Source organism: Pseudomonas sp. Sample_20, from assembly GCF_004307585.1.
Taxonomy (GTDB): Bacteria; Pseudomonadota; Gammaproteobacteria; order Pseudomonadales; family Pseudomonadaceae; genus Aquipseudomonas; species Aquipseudomonas atacamensis.
This window is the reverse complement of the sequence record NZ_RCOA01000133.1, coordinates 1-18343: the sequence shown is the minus strand read 5'-3', so window position 1 is coordinate 18343 and position 18343 is coordinate 1. Positions and strand designations below refer to the sequence as shown.

Sequence of the window (18343 nt, the reverse complement as noted above, 5' to 3'; positions counted from 1 at the left end):
TTCATCGCTGCCGCTTGGGTGAAAGTGCCTTCAGGACCGAGGTAAGCCACTTTCAGTGGCTGCTCCAGCGCCAGGCACGAGGACATGATTTCGCGGAACAGCCGCGCCATTTCTTCGTTGCCCAGCGGCCCCTGATTGCGCTCCATCACCCGCTTGAGCACCTGAGCTTCGCGCTCGGGACGATAGAACACCGGCACTTCGCCTTCGGCCAGCGAGGCCATCTTCACGCGGGCGACTTCCTGGGCGCAACGCGCACGCTCACTGATCAGCTCAAGGACTTTGGTGTCCAGAGCGTCGATGCGAACGCGCAGTGCCTTGAGTTCTTGCTCGGACATCAGCCGTGTTCCTTCTCGAATTCCGCCATGTACGCCACCAGCGCGTTAACTGCGGTGATGTCGACGGCGTTGTAGATGGAGGCGCGCATGCCGCCCACCGAGCGGTGGCCCTTGAGGTTGAGCAGGCCGCGCTCGTCGGCACCGGCGAGGAACGGCTTGTCCAGACGATCATCAGCCAGACGGAACGGCACGTTCATCCACGAGCGATCCGACTTGTTGATCGGGTTGCTGTAGAGGCCGCTGGCATCGATGAAGTCGTACAGGGTGCGCTGCTTGACGTCGTTGAGTTTGGCGATCGCTTCAACGCCGCCCTGCTCTTTCAGCCATTGGAACACCAGACCGGACAGGTACCAGGCCAGCGTCGGCGGGGTGTTGTACATCGAACCGTTATCAGCGGCGACCTTGTAGTTGAGCATGGTCGGGCACAGCGAGCGGGCCTTGCCGAGCAAGTCTTCGCGGATGATGTTGACGACGATGCCGCTCGGGCCGATGTTCTTCTGCGCGCCGGCGTAGATCATGCCGAAACGCGAAATATCGACCGGGCGCGAGAGGATGTCCGAAGACATGTCCGCCACCAGCGGTACGTCACCGGTTTGCGGGATCCACTGGAATTCCAGACCGCCGATGGTTTCGTTCGGCGCGTAGTGAACGTACGCGGCGTCTTTCGACAGGTTCCACTCGTTCTGGCCTGGGATGGCGAAATAGTCGTAAGGCTTGGCAGTGGCAGCAACGTTGACGTGGCCATAGCGCGAGGCTTCTTCGATGGCTTTCTGCGACCAGATACCGGTGTCGATGTAGTCGGCCGAGCCGCCTTCAGGCAACAGGTTCAACGGGATCTGTGCGAACTGCTGGCTGGCGCCGCCCTGCAGAAACAGCACTTTGTAGTTCGACGGGATATTCAGCAGGTCACGCAGATCCTGCTCGGCCTGGGTGGCAATGGACACGAACTCATCGCTGCGATGGCTCATTTCCATGACCGACAGACCCTTGCCGTGCCAATCAAGGAGTTCACCCTGGGCGCGCTGCAGGACAGCTTCAGGCAGCGCCGCCGGACCGGCGCAGAAGTTATAGGCTCGCTTGCTCACATCCAATCTCGCTCTGATTTGGTGGTCACTTGAATCTTTTGGTTTGCAGCTGATCGTTCCAACGCTCCGCGTGGGAATGCATCCAATGACGCTCTGCGTCATGGGACGCGGAGCGTCCCCAGCGGCATTCCCACGCAGAGCGTGGGAACGATCATCCGCAGTGTTGCAAATTTTCATACCGGACAAATAACAAGGGGGCGAATTCTCATCCGCCCCCTCGTTTGTCCGCTTATTCCTGCGGTTCTTCGTCTGCTGCGGCGTCGAGTTGCTGGTCGTCTGCGGCCTCGTCGATACCGACGCTGCCTGCGATTTCCTCGCCCTCTTCACCTTCGAGCTCTTCGCCTTCGATTTCCGAAGGCTCCTGAACCCGCTCCAGGCCGACCAGGGTTTCATCCTTGGCCAGCTTGATCAGCGTCACGCCCTGAGTGTTACGACCCAGGCTCGACACTTCGCCGACACGGGTACGTACCAGGGTGCCCTGATCGGAGATCAGCATGATTTCTTCGCCGTCGAGCACCTGAACTGCGCCGACCAGACGGCCGTTACGCTCGTTGCTGACCATGGCGATCACGCCCTGGCCGCCACGCTTGTACTCAGGGAACTCGGTGATCGCGGTGCGCTTGCCATAACCACGCTCGGAAGCGGTGAGGATCTGGCTGCCTTCTTCCGGGATCAGCATGGAAATCAGCTTCTGCCCTTCCGGCAGACGCATGCCGCGCACGCCGCGAGCGGTACGGCCCATGGCACGCACGTCGGACTCTTTGAAACGGGTGACCTTGCCGCCATCGGAGAACAGCATCACTTCGCGCTCACCATCGGTGATGGCCGCAGAGATCAGCACGTCGCCTTCGTCCAGCTCCAGCGCGATCAGACCGACGCTGCGCTGGCGGCTGAAGGATTCCAGCGGGGTCTTCTTCACGGTGCCATTGGCGGTGGCCATGAAGATGTAGTGACCTTCGGTGTATTCCTCGACCGGCAGCATGGTGGTGATGTATTCACCATCATCCAGCGGCAGCAGGTTGACCAGCGGACGACCACGGGCCGCGCGGGATGCTTCCGGAATCTCGTAGGTCTTGAGCCAGTACACCTTGCCCTTGCTGGAGAACAGCAGCAGCGTGGTGTGGCTGTTGGCGACCAGCAGGTGAGCGATGTAGTCCTCATCCTTGACGCCGGTAGCCGATTTGCCTTTGCCGCCACGACGCTGAGCCTGGTACGCAGCCAGCGGCTGGGTCTTGGCGTAGCCACCGTGGGAGATGGTCACGACGCGCTCTTCTTCCGGGATCATGTCGCCCAGGGTCAGGTCGAGACGGGCATCGAGAATTTCGGTGCGGCGCACGTCGCCGTATTCGGCGCGGATCACTTCCAGCTCTTCGCGGATCACTTCCATCAGGCGCACAGCGCTGTTGAGGATGCGGATCAGCTCGCCGATCTGGTTGAGGATCTCCTGGTACTCGGCCAGCAGCTTCTCGTGCTCCAGACCGGTCAGGCGGTGCAGGCGCAATTCCAGAATCGCTTGTGCCTGTTCTGGCGAAAGGAAGTACTTGCCTTCACGCAGACCGTATTGCGGATCGAGATTTTCCGGACGGCACGAATCGGCACCGGCACGTTCAACCATCGCCACCACAGCCGAGGATTCCCAAGGCGTGCTGATCAGCGCTTCCTTGGCTTCCGACGGCGTTGGCGACGCCTTGATCAGGGCGATCACCGGGTCGATGTTCGACAGCGCAACAGCCTGACCTTCGAGAATGTGCCCACGCTCGCGCGCCTTGCGCAGTTCGAACACGGTACGGCGGGTAACCACTTCGCGACGGTGACGGACGAAGGCTTCCAGCAGATCCTTGAGGTTAAGGATGCGTGGGCGGCCGTCGATCAGCGCGACGATGTTGATGCCGAATACCGATTGCAGCTGGGTCTGGGCGTAGAGGTTGTTGAGGATCACCTCAGGCACTTCGCCGCGACGCAGTTCGATCACGACACGCATACCGTCCTTGTCGGACTCGTCGCGCAGCTCGGTGATGCCTTCGAGCTTCTTCTCCTTGACCAGTTCGGCGATCTTCTCGATCAGACGCGCCTTGTTCAACTGGTAAGGCAGTTCGGTGATGACGATCTGCTGACGGCCACCGACCTTGTCGATGTCTTCGATGATCGAGCGGGCACGCATGTAAATGCGCCCGCGACCGGTGCGATAGGCTTCGATGATGCCGGCGCGACCGTTGATGATCGCAGCCGTCGGGAAGTCCGGACCGGGAATGTATTGCATCAGCTCATCGACGGTCAGCTCGGGGTTGTCGATGAGGGCCAGGCAACCGTCGATGACTTCACCGAGGTTATGCGGCGGAATGTTGGTCGCCATGCCCACGGCGATACCGCTGGAACCGTTGACCAGCAGGTTCGGCACGCGGGTCGGCATGACTGCCGGGATCAGTTCGGTGCCGTCGTAGTTCGGCACCCAGTCCACGGTTTCCTTGTGCAGGTCAGCCAGCAGCTCGTGCGCCAGCTTGGTCATGCGCACTTCGGTGTATCGCATGGCCGCGGCGTTGTCGCCGTCGACCGAACCGAAGTTGCCCTGGCCGTCGACCAGCAGGTAGCGCAGGGAGAAAGGCTGGGCCATACGAACGATGGTGTCGTACACGGCAGTGTCGCCGTGCGGGTGATACTTACCGATCACGTCGCCGACGACACGGGCAGATTTCTTGTACGGCTTGTTGTAGTCGTTGCCCAGCTCGCTCATCGCGAACAGTACGCGACGGTGCACGGGCTTGAGGCCATCGCGCGCATCCGGCAGTGCACGGCCGACGATCACGCTCATTGCGTAGTCGAGGTAGGACTGTTTCAGCTCGTCTTCGATATTGACCGGGAGGATTTCTTTGGCCAGTTCGCCCATGAGAAGCCTGATTCCTTTTTCTGGTGAAACTTCGTCATATCCATGTGGGAGCAACGAAGCTCGTCGGGGCCGGCCGAGTGCCATGCGCCGACTTACGACAAATCAACATTGGATCGCGGATTTGCGCAGTAAAGACAGCTCGGTGGAGCCGCCTCGGAAAACGCCGGATGTTATCACAAAGGCCGCCACGCACCTATCCCCCAGATGCGCATGGAGCATAGTTAGTTGACCGATGACAGGCTTGAGGGGGACGAGAGAGGCTCAGAGCTTGGTTGAATGTGAAATCGGGGTCTGAATTAGCGATGTTTATTGACATTACCGACCTCTTCGCGAGCAGGCTCGCTCCCACACAGGCCAGTGGCGTTCACCAAACCTGTGGGAGCGAGCCTGCTCGCGAATGGCTCAACACAACACCAAAGCCTGTCAATGCAGGCGCTTGCGACACATCAGCTGGGCCATTTTCGCGGTGTCCGGGCGTTCGACGATGCCTTTTTCGGTGACGATCGCATCGATCAGATCTGCCGGGGTGACATCAAACACCGGGTTGAACGCTTCAACATCGGCACCGACGCGTTTACCGCCAACTTCAAGCAGCTCGGCGCCATCACGCTCTTCGATCGGAATGTCATCGCCGCTGGCCAGATTCATGTCGATGGTCGAACTCGGCGCCACGACCATGAAGCGCACGCCGTGGTGCATGGCGTTGACTGCCAGTTGGTAGGTACCGATCTTGTTCGCCACGTCGCCATTGGCGGTGATGCGGTCAGCGCCGACGATCACCCAGGTCACGCCTTTGGTTTTCATGATGTGCGCGGCGGCGGAGTCGGCGTTCAGGGTCACCGGGATGCCTTCGTTGGCCAGCTCCCACGCGGTCAGCCGCGAGCCTTGCAGCCACGGCCGGGTTTCATCGGCGTAAACGCGCTCGACCATGCCTTCTATATAAGCAGCGCGGATCACCCCCAGCGCAGTACCGAACCCGCCGGTGGCCAGCGCGCCGGTATTGCAATGGGTCAGGATGGCTTGAGCGTTGCCCTGATGCTTGCGAATCAGGTCGACACCAAGCTGCGCCATGGTCAGGTTGGCCTCGCGGTCGCTTTCATGAATAGCGATGGCTTCGGCTTCCAGCGCCGCCAGCGGATCGGCGTTGCTTTTCAGCCGATCCAGGCGATCGTGCATGCGGCCCAGCGCCCAGAACAGATTGACCGCGGTCGGACGCGAATCGGCCAACAGCGCGAAATCCTCTTCCAGCGCCGCGTACCAGTCGCCGCCCTCGGCAATCCGCGCCCGCGCCGCGAGGACGATGCCATAGGCCGCACTGATGCCAATAGCCGGCGCACCCCGCACGACCATCGAGCGAATCGCCTCGGCCACGCCGGCGGCGCTGGTGTAGGCGATCCAGTTTTCCTCGAACGGCAAAATACGCTGATCCAGCAGGTGCAGCGCGCCATCACGCCAATCGATGGCCTTTACTTTCTCCGCAGCCAACAGTCGATCGCGCATCCCACACCCCGCACTCATGAACAAAAGCCGCCGATTATAGCGATCCCCCCGCGAAGACGCTCGGGTATACTTCGCCATCCTTTACAAAAGCACTGGAACCGACCCTCGATGCCGAAACCTGCCATTGCGCTCGACCTGTTATTGCTGCCGACCTGGCTGGTCCCCGTCGAACCGGCAGGCGTGGTGCTCAAGGAGCACGGCCTGGGCATCCGTGACGGTTGCATCGTGTTTATCGGCCCGCGCGCCGAAGCGTTGAAGTGTAACGCGACAGAAATCCGCGAACTGCCGGATGTTCTGTTGGCGCCGGGACTGATCAATGCCCACGGCCACGCGGCGATGACGCTGTTCCGTGGCCTGGCTGACGATCTGCCGCTGATGACCTGGCTGGAAAACCACATCTGGCCGGCCGAGGGCAAATGGGTCGATGAGGATTTCGTCCGCGACGGCACCGATCTGGCCATCGCCGAGCAGATCAAGGGCGGCATCACTTGCTTCTCTGACATGTACTTTTTCCCGAAAGTCGCCAGCGAGCGCGTACACAACAGCGGCATCCGTGCGCAGATCGCCATTCCGATCCTCGATTTCTCGATCCCCGGCGCCAGCAGTGCCGACGAAGCCATTCGTCAGGGCGTCGAATTGTTCGGCGATCTCAAGCATCACGAACGCATCAAGATTACTTTCGGCCCGCATGCACCCTACACCGTCGGTGATGAGAATCTGGAAAAAATCAGGGTCATCGCCGAGGAGTTGGACGCCTCGATCCACATGCATGTGCATGAAACCGCATTCGAAGTGCAGCAGGCCGTCGAGCAAACCGGCGAACGGCCACTGGCGCGCCTGGGCCGCCTTGGCCTGCTCGGCCCGCGCTTCCAGGCGGTGCACATGACCCAGATCAGCGATGACGACCTCGCGCTGCTGGTAGAAAGCAACAGCAGCGTGATCCACTGCCCGGAATCCAATCTGAAACTGGCCAGCGGCTTCTGCCCGGTCGAACGTTTGTGGCAGGCTGGGGTGAACGTTGCCGTCGGCACCGATGGCGCGGCGAGCAACAATGATCTGGACCTGCTCGGCGAAACCCGCACCGCCGCCCTGCTGGCCAAAGCCGTCGCCGGCTCTGCCACCGCGCTGGACGCCCATCGCGCCTTGCGCATGGCCACCCTCAATGGCGCGCGTGCGCTGGGGATCGAGGCGCAGGTCGGCTCGCTGGAGATCGGCAAAGCCGCAGACATCGTCGCTTTCGACCTGTCCGGCCTGGCGCAGCAACCGGTGTATGACCCGGTGTCGCAGCTGATCTATGCGACCGGGCGTGATTGCGTGAAACACCTGTGGGTTGCCGGCAAGCAACTGCTCGACGACCGGCGCCTGACCCGCATGGACGAACAACAGCTGGGCGAGACCGCTCGCCATTGGGGCCAGCGCATCAGCGGCCACACCGAATCGTAAACACCGCGGCGCAATATCCGCGGCTACAGCCCTTTTCAGGTTTTTCGAGGAATTGAACATGAGCAACGTCGACCACGCCGAAATCGCCAAATTCGAGGCCCTGGCCCATCGCTGGTGGGACCGCGAAAGCGAATTCAAGCCGCTGCACGACATCAACCCACTGCGGGTCAACTGGATCGACGAACGAGTCAATCTGGCCGGCAAGAAAGTCCTCGACGTCGGCTGCGGCGGCGGCATCCTCAGCGAAGCCATGGCTCAGCGTGGCGCCACGGTGATGGGCATCGACATGGGCGAAGCGCCACTGGCGGTCGCACAACTGCATCAGCTGGAATCCGGGGTCAGCGTCGAATACCGGCAGATCACGGCCGAAGCCCTCGCCGACGAAATGCCCGAGCAGTTCGACGTGGTCACCTGCCTGGAAATGCTCGAGCACGTGCCGGATCCATCCTCGGTAATCCGTGCCTGCTTCCGCATGGTCAAGCCGGGCGGCCAGGTGTTCTTCTCGACCATCAACCGCAACCCGAAGGCGTACCTGTTCGCGATCATCGGCGCCGAATACATCATGAAGCTGCTGCCGCGCGGCACCCACGACTTCAAGAAATTCATCCGCCCGTCCGAGCTCGGCGCGTGGAGCCGCATGGCTGGGCTGACCGTCAAGGACATCATCGGCCTGACCTACAACCCGCTGACCAAGCATTACAAGCTGGCCAACGACGTTGACGTCAACTACATGATCCAGACCCTGCGCGAGGAATAAGCCGATGGCCATCAGAGCGGTACTTTTCGACATGGACGGCACCCTGCTCGACACCGCGCCGGACTTCATCGCCATCTGCCAGGCAATGCGCGCCGATCGCGGTCTGCCGCCGATCAACGACAAGCACATCCGCGACGAGATTTCCGGCGGGGCCAAGGCCATGGTCGCGGTGACGTTTTCGATGGATCCGGAATCGCCGGGTTTCGAGGAGCTGCGCCAGGAGTTTCTCGAGCGCTACCTGGTCGGTTGCGCAGTGCACAGTAAACTGTTCGACGGCATGGGCGAACTGCTCGCCGATATCGAAAAGGCCAACCTGATCTGGGGCGTGGTCACCAACAAACCGGTGCGCTTCGCCGAGCCGATCATGCAGCGTCTGGGGCTGGCCGAGCGTTCGGCGCTGCTGATCTGCCCGGATCATGTGAAGAACAGCAAGCCGGACCCTGAGCCACTGATCCTCGCCTGCAAGATGCTTGATCTGGATCCGTCGACCGTGCTGTTTATCGGCGATGATCTACGTGATATCGAATCGGGTCGCGATGCCGGCACCAAAACCGCTGCGGTGACCTACGGCTACATCCACCCGGACGACAACCCACGACACTGGGGGGCGGACGTGGTAGTGGATCACCCGCTGGAGTTGCGCAAGGTACTCGACAGCGCGCTGTGCAGCTGCTGACCTGACTGTTGCAAGCTCCCTGTGTGGCGAGGGGATTTATCCCCGCTGGGTTGTGCAGCTACCGACCTGAATGTTGCAAGCTCCCTGTGTGGCGAGGGGATTTATCCCCGCTGGGCTGCGAAGCGGCCCCCGCTTTTATCCAGGCGATGTGACACACAGGTTTTGCGACGGCTTCGCCGCCGAACGGGGATAAATCCCCTCGCCACTGGGTGAAGCAGGTCTTCATGAAATGGACTATGAGGTTTTTATGTTTGATTACACCGCTCGCCCTGAATTGCTCAAGGATCGGGTCATTCTGGTCACCGGTGCCGGCCGTGGCATTGGCGCAGCTGCGGCGAAAACCTATGCCGCCCACGGTGCCACCGTGCTGCTGCTGGGCAAGACCGAAGCCAATCTGACCGAGGTCTACGACGAAATCGAAGCAGCGGGCCACCCGCAACCGGCGGTCATCCCGTTCAACCTCGAGACCGCCCTGCCCCATCAATATGATGAGCTGGCAGCGATGATCGAAACCGAGTTCGGCCATCTCGACGGCCTGCTGCACAACGCTTCGATCATCGGCCCGCGCACGCCGATCGAGCAACTCTCCGGCGAAAACTTCATGCGCGTCATGCAGGTCAACGTGAACGCGATGTTCATGCTGACCAGCACCCTGCTGCCGTTGCTCAAGCTGTCCCAGGATGCTTCGGTGGTGTTCACCTCGAGCAGCGTCGGGCGCAAGGGCCGTGCATATTGGGGCGCTTACGGTGTGTCGAAATTTGCCACCGAGGGCCTGATGCAAACCCTGGCCGATGAAGTGGAAGGCGTCGCGCCGGTACGCTCCAACAGCATCAACCCGGGCGGTACGCGCACCAGCATGCGCGCGCAGGCTTATCCGGGGGAAAATCCGCTGAACAATCCGACACCGGAAGAGATCATGCCGGTGTATCTGTACCTGATGGGCCCGGACAGCGCGGGCGTCAATGGCCAGGCTTTCAACGCCCAATAACGCCATACGTCGCATTTGTTGCCGCGGCAGAATGCTGTCGCGGCAAGCCATTGCCGCTCATAACCGTCACAAAGCCGTCAGGAATCCAGCGCCGCAACCCCGCCCTCACCAGCAAGTCCTTGATTCGAAAAGCTTTAAATAAAATCGAACCGAATGGCACGCCTTTCGCTCTAAATTCCCTCAAAACATGCCGTGTGATGGCCATGGGGCAAACGCCGATTTCGATAGCTGACTGATCGTCTTGCGGCAGACTAAACTTACGCCAAACGTCCTACGGGACTGATGGATCAGTACGACGCGCAGCCCATAGCCGCTCTCACCCAGCCTGTAAGACAGACTTACTGCTTAGGGGCTCACGCCATATGAAATCTCCTTCCCAGACCCATGCAATTGACTTTGACAGTGCCAAATTGCAGCGCCTGGGCTTCGGTCAACTACCGGCGCTGATCGAGCGCCCGACCAGCCTGGCGCAACTGCGTCAGCAAATGAGCCTGCAACTGCAAACCAGCCTGGAGCCTCAGCGCATCCTTGGCCTGTTCTTCCGCGAAATCCAACGCCTGGTGCCACTGGACGCGCTGAGCTATGTGCATCAGGCCAGCGACTTGCGCCTGGAGTTCGGCGCGCGCGGCCACCACTCGGTCAGCTACACCCTGAGCCACGAAGGCGAGCACATGGGCGAGCTGGTCTTCCGCCGCAATCAGCGTTTCAACGACAAGGAACAGGGCGATCTCGAGTCGCTGCTGTCCTGCCTGCTGTACCCGATGCGCAACGCCCTGCTCTATCGCGCCGCAACGCAAAGTGCCTTGCGCGACCCGTTGACCGGTGCCGGCAACCGGGTGGCCATGGAGCAGACCTTGCAGCGCGAGATCGACATGTCGCGCCGCCATGCGCAGCCGCTGTCGGTACTGATGCTCGACATCGACCATTTCAAACGGGTCAATGATGACCACGGTCATGGTGCCGGCGATGAGGTGCTCAGAGCCATTGCCGCGTCGATCAAGGCGCAACTGCGCAACGTCGACATGGTGTTCCGTTATGGCGGCGAGGAGTTTCTGATCCTGCTGTCCAACACCGGTCGCGAGGCGGCGGCGATGGTCGGCGAGCGTTTGCGCCAGGCGACGCAGTCGGAGGAATATTTTGCCGATGGCCAGTTGATCGAGATCACCGTGAGCCTGGGTTGCTCGACGTTACTGCCGGGCGAGTCGGCCGACAGCTTGCTGCGCCGGGCCGACAGTGCGCTCTATGTCGCAAAGCGCGAGGGGCGGAACCGGCTGGCGATGGCCGGCTAAAAATCATTGTGGGAGCGAGCCTGCTCGCGAAGAGGGAGTGTCAGACAACGATTCGTTGCATGACCCACCGCTTTCGCGAGCAGGCTCGCTCCCACAGTTCGATCAGCTTTCGGTTACGGTCCGGCGCTCGCGGTTGAGCAGCAGGCGCTCCGAAGTCTCAAGCTGCATGCACCGCTCCAGGAACAGGTACATGTAGTCATAACTCTTGCAGATCGCCTGCCGCAATTCCGCCTGCAAAGCCTTGCTCGGGTTCATGCCGGCCAGGGTGCAGATGATTTCCAGCGCTTCCCACGGATGGGCGTCGTCGTACTGGGCGTGCATCTTCAACCACTTCATCGCCCGTTTGCGATCTTCTTCCGGGAACGCCGCCGCGTAGACCCCGGTCGAGCAGACCACCGCTGACCACTCCCCGGTCGCGCCCTCGATCGCATAGTTGGTCGCGGCAATCGCCACGATCAGCGAATCCGCCGAGCTGGTGTGCCAGCACCAGTGACTCAGCGCGTGCAGCTCCGGCGGCACTTGCTGGGCCTGGAGATCTTCGAGGCTGACGCCATGGGCGCGACTCCAGTGCATCCAGTAGTCGGCATGGTTGAGTTCGACGCGGATGTTGCGCATCAGCCAGCGCCGCGCCATGTCTTCGCCGGGATGGCGGGCAAAGCGTGTCTTGGTCAGGTTCTGCGCCATGTACAAGGCAAATTGCTCGACCACCGGCCAGCCACCGATCAGGTACTGGCGCATGGTTTTCGCGCTGAGTCTGTTGTCGCGCATGCGCTGATAAAGTTCATGTTCGACAACCCGGCGCTTGCTCTCGCTGCAATCCTTCATGAGCTGTTGCGCCCAGGCAGGATAACTTGCAGCTTCCATGAGGGGTCCGGTTCGGTTGAATGTGTCGATCACTGTTCGGCTCCTTTTGAGTTGTGATGGCAAGGATCGGCGAGAGACTTCAACGGAACGTGCCAGGCGCTTTGAACAACAACGGCTGCGGTCTGGCAGGACGACTTTGCAAACTGTCACAGGTAAACAACTGCGGACGCTCGATGACATACCCTTGAGCGTAATCCACACCTATTTCAAGCAATGCCTGTTCGATCTGGTTAGTTTCAACAAACTCGGCAATTGTCTGCTTACCCATAACATGGCCGATGTGATTGATCACTTCGACCATTGCCCGATTAATCGGGTCGTCCAGCATATCCTTGACGAAACTCCCGTCGATCTTCAGGAAGTCTACAGGCAAATGTTTCAAGTAAGCGAATGAAGACATTCCGGCACAAAAGTCATCCAGAGAAAAGTGACAACCTAAGCCTTTGAGTTCATTGATAAAACGAATTGCACTGCCAAGATTAGCGATTGCACTGGTTTCAGTAATTTCAAAACAAATCATTTCAGGCGGTATAGCGTAGTTAACAAACTGTTCCCGCAGGAAGTGCAAAAACGCGTCATCTCCTATAGTAATGCCTGACAGATTAATCGCACACATCGCCAAAGGAAGTTCATGTTCCTGTTCAATACACTGGGCAATAACCTTGAAAACATTTTCAACTACCCAGCGATCTAACTGGGTCATCAAACCATATCGCTCCGCTGCCGGAATAAAGCTGTCAGGCAAAATCATCCGCCCGGATTCATCATGCAAACGCAGGAGTATTTCGATGTGCCCGGCCTGGCCGGGTTGCGGCTTGAGCGGCGCGATCTGTTGGGCGTAAAGGCAAAAGCGGTTTTCTTCCAGCGCCATGTGCAGGCGCTGCACCCAGGCCATTTCACCGAAGCGCATCGACAGTTCGGAATCATCGGCATGGTAGACCTGCACGCGGTTGCGGCCTTTTTCCTTGGCCATGTAGCAGGCCATGTCCGCCGCGCGCAGGGAAGCTTCAAGGGTGGTCGGATTCTGCGCCACGTGCACCAGGCCGATACTGACGGTGGTCAGGAAGGGCCGCCCCTTCCAGACAAAATGCAGGTTCTGCACGGTCTGGCGCAGGCTTTCGGCAATCTTCTCGGCGATGTCCGGCGGGCAGTTCTCGAGCAAAATCCCGAATTCGTCGCCGCCCAGTCGCGCCAGGGTATCGCCCTCGCGCAGATCTGATTGCAGCAGCGTGCAGATGTGCCGCAGCAGTTCATCGCCCGCCGCGTGCCCGCAGGTGTCGTTGACCAGTTTGAACTGGTCGAGATCGAGGAACATCAGCGCGTGCCGGCCGGGCTGGCGTGTCAGGTTGTGCAAGGCCTGTTCGAGGCGATATTCGAATTCGCGGCGGTTGGCCAGCCCGGTCAGGGCATCGTGGGTCGCCTGCCAGGACAGATTGGCGATGTACTGCCGCTCCTGGGTCATGTCGTGCAGCACCAGCACCGTGCCGCTGACGTTGCCGGCATTGCGGATCGGCGCTCCGACCAGTGTCACCGACAGGGTGCTGCCGTCCAGCCGCTGGATCAGCTTGGAATGTTCGCTGCCGCCGCTGAGCTGGCCACTGAGAATGTGCTCGATCAACGTCAGCCCTTCGGTCTGGGCGTTATCGTCGAGCAGGTTGAACAGCGCCGACAACGGCAGCCCCGCCGCCTGCTCGGCCTTCCAGTGCGTCATGGCCTCGGCGGCGGGGTTCATGTAATCGATCGCGCCGTTGACGTCGGTGGTGATCACGCCATCACCAATCGACTGCAGCGTGATATGCGCGCGATCCTTTTCCAGTTGCAGCGCCTGGGCGAACTCATGGCGCTGCTTGAGCAGTTTGTGCGTGCGCCACAGCGCCAGCGCGATCAGACCCAGCGCGGTGGCCAGGTTGGTGAACAGCAGCAGGCGCATGATCACCCGCGAGCCTTCGCCCAAGGCATCGCTGAAGGCTCTGGCGGCTGGGGTGACTGCATCGTTGATGGCGAAGATCTGTAACTTCCAGCGCTGCACATCGCCGGGACTGGCCTGGTTCTGCGCAATGCCTTGGTGCATCTCCTGCGCGACTTCGTGCAGTCGGTCGAGATAGGCATCGCCAATCGTCCAGCGATCGATCGCGGTTTCCAGATAACTGTAGTGGCGAAAATTGAGGTACAGCCAGATGACGCTGGAGACATCGTCCGGATGATTACCGCCCTTGAGAATGCCTTCACGCGCCGCTTGCAGATCCGGCGGCTGACGATCCAGCGCCAGACGCAATTGGTGCCCGCCCTGGGGCACGGCGATCGCCGTCAGGTATTTGCGATAGATCGCCTCGTCACGGCTGTCGGCGTAGAGGTTGAGGTAATAGATGGCGTCTTTCTGGCCCTTTGACCACAGGCTTTCGCCAGCGACGTAGCCACGCACGGCCGAAAGCACGTAAAGGCTCACGCCCCCCAGTAATGCCTGGAACACCACGACAGCAATAAAGGGCCAGACGATACCCAACAACCGTGGTGTTCCCAGAGTCTGCTTTTGCTTCATGAGAGTCCTTGCATGAGCACTGCCCGCTCGCCTTCCGGGCGAATTCGCTATGACGAGACTAGGTGGGGTTCTCGTTCAAGGCAAGGCGCGGCGTTACACCGCGCGCAGAACCTCTGACAGGTCGGCGAGGGTTTCGATCAGTGCTGTTGCAAGTTGCCGTAGAGCTTGGCGTACAGACCGCCGTCGGCGATCAGTTGGCGATGGTCGCCGTCCTCGGCGATCTGCCCGCCGTCGAACACCAGCACGCGGTCCGCCTGTTTCACCGCCGACAGCCGATGGGCAATGATCAGCGTGGTGCGGCCATGGAGAAACTTCGCCATCGCCTGGTGCAGGTTGTACTCGGTGGCGGCGTCGAGGGCCGAGGTGGCTTCGTCGAGAATCACCACTTTCGGCTCGGCGAGAATCATCCGCGCAATCGCCAGACGCTGGCGCTGACCGCCGGACAAGCGCACGCCGGAACGCCCGACGATGCTGTCGAGACCAGCGGGCAGCGCGCGGATGGTCGCGGCCATCTGCGCGATTTCCAGCGCCTGCCAACAGGCTTCGTCGCTGCGCATGCGGCCCATGGTCAGGTTGGCGCGCACGCTGTCGTTGAACAGCGCCGGATGCTGCAGCACCACCGCGACGTTCTCGCGCACCGTCTCCAGACCGATCTCCTGCTGGGTCGACCCGCCAAAGCGGATGGTCCCGGCCGCTGGCGTGTACAGGCCCAGCAGCAACTGCACCAAGGTACTTTTGCCGCCGCCGCTGGCGCCGACGATCGCGACTTTTTCGCCGGGCAGGATCGACAGGTTCATCTGATCCAGCACCAACTCGTCGCCATAACCGAAACTCAGGCCTTGCACCTCGATGCCGACGGTGTCGCGTCCCTTGAACGGATCGACGCCGCCGGGATACTGCGGCTCGTCGGCGCGCGCCAGCAATTCATTGATCCGCGTCAGCGCACCGCCCGCTGCGTAGTAGGCGTATTGCAGATTGAGCAGCTGTTCGACCGGGCCGATCATGAACCACAGGTAACTGAACACCGCGAGCATCTGCCCGATCGACAGGTCGGAAAACAGCACGGTGAGCATCGCCGCCGCGCGGAAGATGTCGATGCCGAACTGGAACAGCAAACCACTGGCGCGGTTCGAGGCGTCGGTTTTCCACTGCGAGTTGACTGCGTAGTTGCGCACCTCCTGCGCGCGCAAACCGAGGCGCCCGAGGAAATAGCCCTGGCGGTTGCCGGCGCGCACTTCCTGAATCGCATCGAGGGTTTCGCTCAGTGCCTGGGTGAAGCGCGAGGTGCTGTCGTTCTCCAGCTTCTTCAGATGCTTGACGCGTTTGCCCAACTGTACCGTGGCGTAGATCACCAACGGGTTGAACAGCAGAATCAGCAGCGCCAGCTTCCAGTGCATCCACATCAGAATGCTGGCGGTGCCGACCAGGGTCAGCATCGCGACGAGGAAGCGGCTGAGGGTTTCGCCGACGAATTTGTCGAGGGTATCCAGATCGGTGACCAAATGCGTGGTTACCGTGCCGCTGCCGAGGCTTTCGTATTCGCCGAGGGAAATGCGCTTGAGCCGCTCGATCAGGCGTACGCGAATGCGGTAGACGATGTCCTTGGCCAAGCGCGCAAACAGCCGCGACTGCAACACGCCAAAACACAGGGCGCTGCAACGCAAGGTCAGGGTCACCACCAGCATCAGGCCGATATAACCCGCCGCCTGCTGCCACATGCTCGGCAGGAAATGGTTCATGACTTTCAGCGCGGCATCGCCGTGGCCGAGCAGCACTTCGTCGACCAGCAACGGCAGCAGCAACGGGATCGGCACGCTGCACAGCGTCGCCAGCACGGCCACGCCGTTGGCGATCCACAGGGATTTCTTGTGATGCAGTGCCAGACGCCGGACTTCAGCCCAGCTCAGCCGGTCGACACGCTCTACGGCTGGCGTGTCATCGGCGCGGTCAGACACAGGCCGCGCGCTCCAGCCAGCGGCCGAGCAACGGCGACAGCTCGCTGAGCGGTTGATAACCGTTGGTGAGCAGCGCCAGTTGCCCGTTGCGCTCGGCCAGCAGGGTCGGAAAACCGGCGATTCCCAAGTCCTGCACCCAGGTGAAATCGGCCTGGGTGGCCTTGTGCTGATCGGCATGATCGAACAACGCCGCGAATTCGATACGCGGCACACCGGCCTGCTCCGCCAGTTCGACCAGCACGCTGGCCTGAGTGACATCGCGACCTTCGGCGTAAAACGCCTGCTGGATCAGCCCGACCAATGCCCACGCGCAATCCGGCGCCAGACTGCGCGCGGTGACAATGGCGCGACAGGCAGGCTCGGTGTCGTAGACAAAACCGTCAGGCAACGCACCGTCGAACTTGAACGGCTGGCCGGTGGCCTCGGTGACCGCTTGCCAGTGCTCGAGAATGTAGCGCCGCGTGGTCGGCTCCAGCGCCGAACCGCTGCCGGTGCGCAACCCGCCGACCACCAGATGCAGCTCGACTCCGGCTGCCTGTGCCTGCTCGACCAGTGCCTTGGCCACCGGAGCAAACCCCCAGCACCATGAACACATCGGATCCATCACATAGAGCAGGCGCGCAGACATGGTTAAGCCTCGGAAGATGCTTGCTTATAGTTGTAGCCGATCGGGTGCGGCTGATTGCGTGCCTTGGCCAGTTCGATCTGCTTTTGCCGATCGATGGCGCTGCGCCGGGTTTTCTCGCTGAGCTTGTCCCAGCAATGCGGGCAACTGATGCCGGCGACGTAGTGCTCGGAGGCGCGATCTTCAACGCTGACCGGCGTGCGGCAGGCATGACATTGATCGTAGTCGCCTTCCGTCAGGTCGTGACGCACGGTGACGCGGTTGTCGAAGACGAAGCAGTCGCCGCGCCATTTGGTTTCTTCCTGCGGCACCTCTTCGAGGTACTTCAGGATGCCGCCCTTGAGGTGGTAAACCTCTTCGAAGCCCTCGCCGAGCATGTAGCTCGAGGCTTTCTCGCAGCGGATGCCGCCGGTGCAGAACATCGCGACCTTCTTGTGCACGGCCGGGTCGAAGTGTTCTTTGATGTAGTCGGGAAACTCGCGAAAACTGGTGGTTTTCGGATCGATGGCGCCTTCGAAGGTGCCGATCGACACTTCGTAATCGTTGCGCGTGTCGATCAGCAGCACTTCCGGGTCGCTGATCAGCGCGTTCCAGTCCTGCGGTTCGACGTAGGTGCCGACCTTCTTGTTCGGGTCAACGCCTTCAACGCCAAGGGTGACGATCTCTTTCTTCAGCTTGACCTTGGTGCGATAGAACGGCTGTTCGTCGCAGTACGATTCCTTGTGGTCGATGTCGACCATGCGCGGATCGTTCTTGAGCCAGGCGAGCAGGCCGTCGATGCCTTCGCGGCTGCCGGAAACCGTGCCGTTGATGCCTTCTTCGGCGATCAGCAGAGTGCCTTTGATGCCGTTGTCGACCATCGCTTGCAGCAGTGGCTCGCGCAGGTCAACGTAATCTTCGAGGGTGACGAACTTGTACAGTGCCGCCACGACAATCGGTTGTGTCATGGGTATTTCTCCAGGTGGCTACCCTCGCAAAGGGTGAACCGGATTCAAAAAAAAACGCGCCGGCTAAGCGGCGCGTTGCGGATTCTAGCAAAAACATGATGTGTTTTGGATTTACTCAGTCTTCTGTGACAACACAAAACCTGTGGCGAGGGGATTTATCACCGTTGGGTGGCGAAGCAACCCTAAACCCATTCAGCCCCGTTCCTTCTGCCAGGACCGTGGTTACAGGGTTTACGACTGCTGCGCAGCCGAACGGGGATAAATCCCCTCGCCACAAAAATCCCGCCATATCCAAAATCAGTGCTTGCTACCGCCAGCACAGGTCGGCGACGCCGGAGCGCCGTCGATCTCTGCCCATTCCTGCGGGGTGTAGGTGTGCAGCGCCAACGCATGGAACTCGCCCATCAGCTCGCCGAGCGTGCCGTAGACTTTCTGGTGGCGCTTGACCCGGTTCAG

Annotated in this window: 16 protein-coding genes; 5 read left to right on the top strand and 11 right to left on the bottom strand. The window is 60.8% G+C overall.

The window, feature by feature from the left end; all coding sequences use genetic code 11:
- From pheA to mtnA, 4 genes are all read right to left on the bottom strand, one after another.
- Positions 1 to 335 (bottom strand): chorismate mutase (gene pheA, locus D8U70_RS26740; RefSeq protein ID WP_130930126.1); only part of this gene is annotated, 335 nt, incomplete at its 3' end.
- Complete coding sequence (gene serC / locus D8U70_RS26735; protein ID WP_038860448.1) at positions 335 to 1420, bottom strand: 3-phosphoserine/phosphohydroxythreonine transaminase; 1086 nt, start codon at positions 1418 to 1420, stop codon at positions 335 to 337. The genes pheA and serC, both read right to left, overlap by 1 nt.
- A 229-nt stretch (positions 1421 to 1649) precedes the next feature.
- Positions 1650 to 4304 carry a DNA gyrase subunit A gene (gene gyrA, locus D8U70_RS26730; protein WP_056788344.1) on the bottom strand — a complete coding sequence of 885 codons (2655 nt, stop codon included), beginning with the start codon at positions 4302 to 4304 and terminating at the stop codon, positions 1650 to 1652.
- A 423-nt stretch (positions 4305 to 4727) separates the two neighbouring features.
- Positions 4728 to 5804 carry an S-methyl-5-thioribose-1-phosphate isomerase gene (gene mtnA / locus D8U70_RS26725; RefSeq protein ID WP_076563766.1) on the bottom strand — a complete coding sequence of 359 codons (1077 nt, stop codon included), beginning with the start codon at positions 5802 to 5804 and terminating at the stop codon, positions 4728 to 4730.
- Between the two features lie 108 nt (positions 5805 to 5912).
- Between mtnA and D8U70_RS26720 the strand changes: the two genes are divergently transcribed.
- The 4 genes from D8U70_RS26720 to D8U70_RS26705 all read left to right on the top strand — a co-directional run bounded on the left by D8U70_RS26720 (position 5913) and on the right by D8U70_RS26705 (position 9668).
- On the top strand, positions 5913 to 7247 hold the full coding sequence (locus D8U70_RS26720; RefSeq protein ID WP_130930125.1) for a TRZ/ATZ family hydrolase: 1335 nt from the start codon (positions 5913 to 5915) through the stop codon (positions 7245 to 7247).
- Between the two features lie 58 nt (positions 7248 to 7305).
- A complete protein-coding gene (gene ubiG / locus D8U70_RS26715) occupies positions 7306 to 8004 on the top strand; it encodes a bifunctional 2-polyprenyl-6-hydroxyphenol methylase/3-demethylubiquinol 3-O-methyltransferase UbiG (protein ID WP_024013875.1) in 699 nt (232 codons plus the stop codon).
- Positions 8005 to 8008: 4 nt separating this feature from the next.
- Positions 8009 to 8680, top strand: a complete 672-nt coding sequence (gene mupP / locus D8U70_RS26710; RefSeq protein ID WP_073472346.1) for an N-acetylmuramic acid 6-phosphate phosphatase MupP — start codon at positions 8009 to 8011, stop codon at positions 8678 to 8680.
- Positions 8681 to 8927: 247 nt separating this feature from the next.
- Positions 8928 to 9668, top strand: a complete 741-nt coding sequence (locus tag D8U70_RS26705) for a YciK family oxidoreductase (RefSeq protein WP_024013876.1) — start codon at positions 8928 to 8930, stop codon at positions 9666 to 9668.
- On the opposite strand, the gene D8U70_RS26700 is transcribed toward D8U70_RS26705, so the two are convergent.
- Positions 9655 to 9873, bottom strand: a complete 219-nt coding sequence (locus tag D8U70_RS26700) for a hypothetical protein (RefSeq protein ID WP_130930124.1) — start codon at positions 9871 to 9873, stop codon at positions 9655 to 9657. The genes D8U70_RS26705 and D8U70_RS26700 overlap by 14 nt on opposite strands.
- Positions 9874 to 10030: 157 nt before the next feature.
- Between D8U70_RS26700 and D8U70_RS26695 the strand changes: the two genes are divergently transcribed.
- The gene (locus D8U70_RS26695; RefSeq protein ID WP_024013877.1) at positions 10031 to 10957 is read left to right on the top strand and encodes a GGDEF domain-containing protein; all 927 of its coding nucleotides are present in this window, start codon (positions 10031 to 10033) and stop codon (positions 10955 to 10957) included.
- Positions 10958 to 11059: 102 nt separating this feature from the next.
- On the opposite strand, the gene D8U70_RS26690 is transcribed toward D8U70_RS26695, so the two are convergent.
- The 6 genes from D8U70_RS26690 to D8U70_RS26665 form a co-directional block, all read right to left on the bottom strand.
- Complete coding sequence (locus D8U70_RS26690; RefSeq protein ID WP_130930123.1) at positions 11060 to 11854, bottom strand: iron-containing redox enzyme family protein; 795 nt, start codon at positions 11852 to 11854, stop codon at positions 11060 to 11062.
- 46 nt (positions 11855 to 11900) lie between these two features.
- Complete coding sequence (locus D8U70_RS26685; protein WP_071173173.1) at positions 11901 to 14360, bottom strand: EAL domain-containing protein; 2460 nt, start codon at positions 14358 to 14360, stop codon at positions 11901 to 11903.
- A 137-nt stretch (positions 14361 to 14497) separates the two neighbouring features.
- Positions 14498 to 16315: an ABC transporter ATP-binding protein gene (locus tag D8U70_RS26680; RefSeq protein WP_076563770.1), complete on the bottom strand. Its 1818-nt coding sequence runs from the start codon at positions 16313 to 16315 to the stop codon at positions 14498 to 14500.
- On the bottom strand, positions 16308 to 16910 hold the full coding sequence (locus tag D8U70_RS26675) for a DsbA family protein (RefSeq protein ID WP_177434006.1): 603 nt from the start codon (positions 16908 to 16910) through the stop codon (positions 16308 to 16310). The genes D8U70_RS26680 and D8U70_RS26675 overlap by 8 nt, the downstream gene beginning before the upstream one ends.
- 35 nt (positions 16911 to 16945) lie before the next feature.
- Entirely contained in the window at positions 16946 to 17887 is a 942-nt protein-coding gene (locus D8U70_RS26670; RefSeq protein WP_041478261.1) for a rhodanese-related sulfurtransferase, read from the bottom strand.
- Between the two features lie 297 nt (positions 17888 to 18184).
- Positions 18185 to 18343: BolA/IbaG family iron-sulfur metabolism protein (locus tag D8U70_RS26665; RefSeq protein ID WP_130930121.1), on the bottom strand; the 159-nt coding region annotated here is incomplete at its 5' end.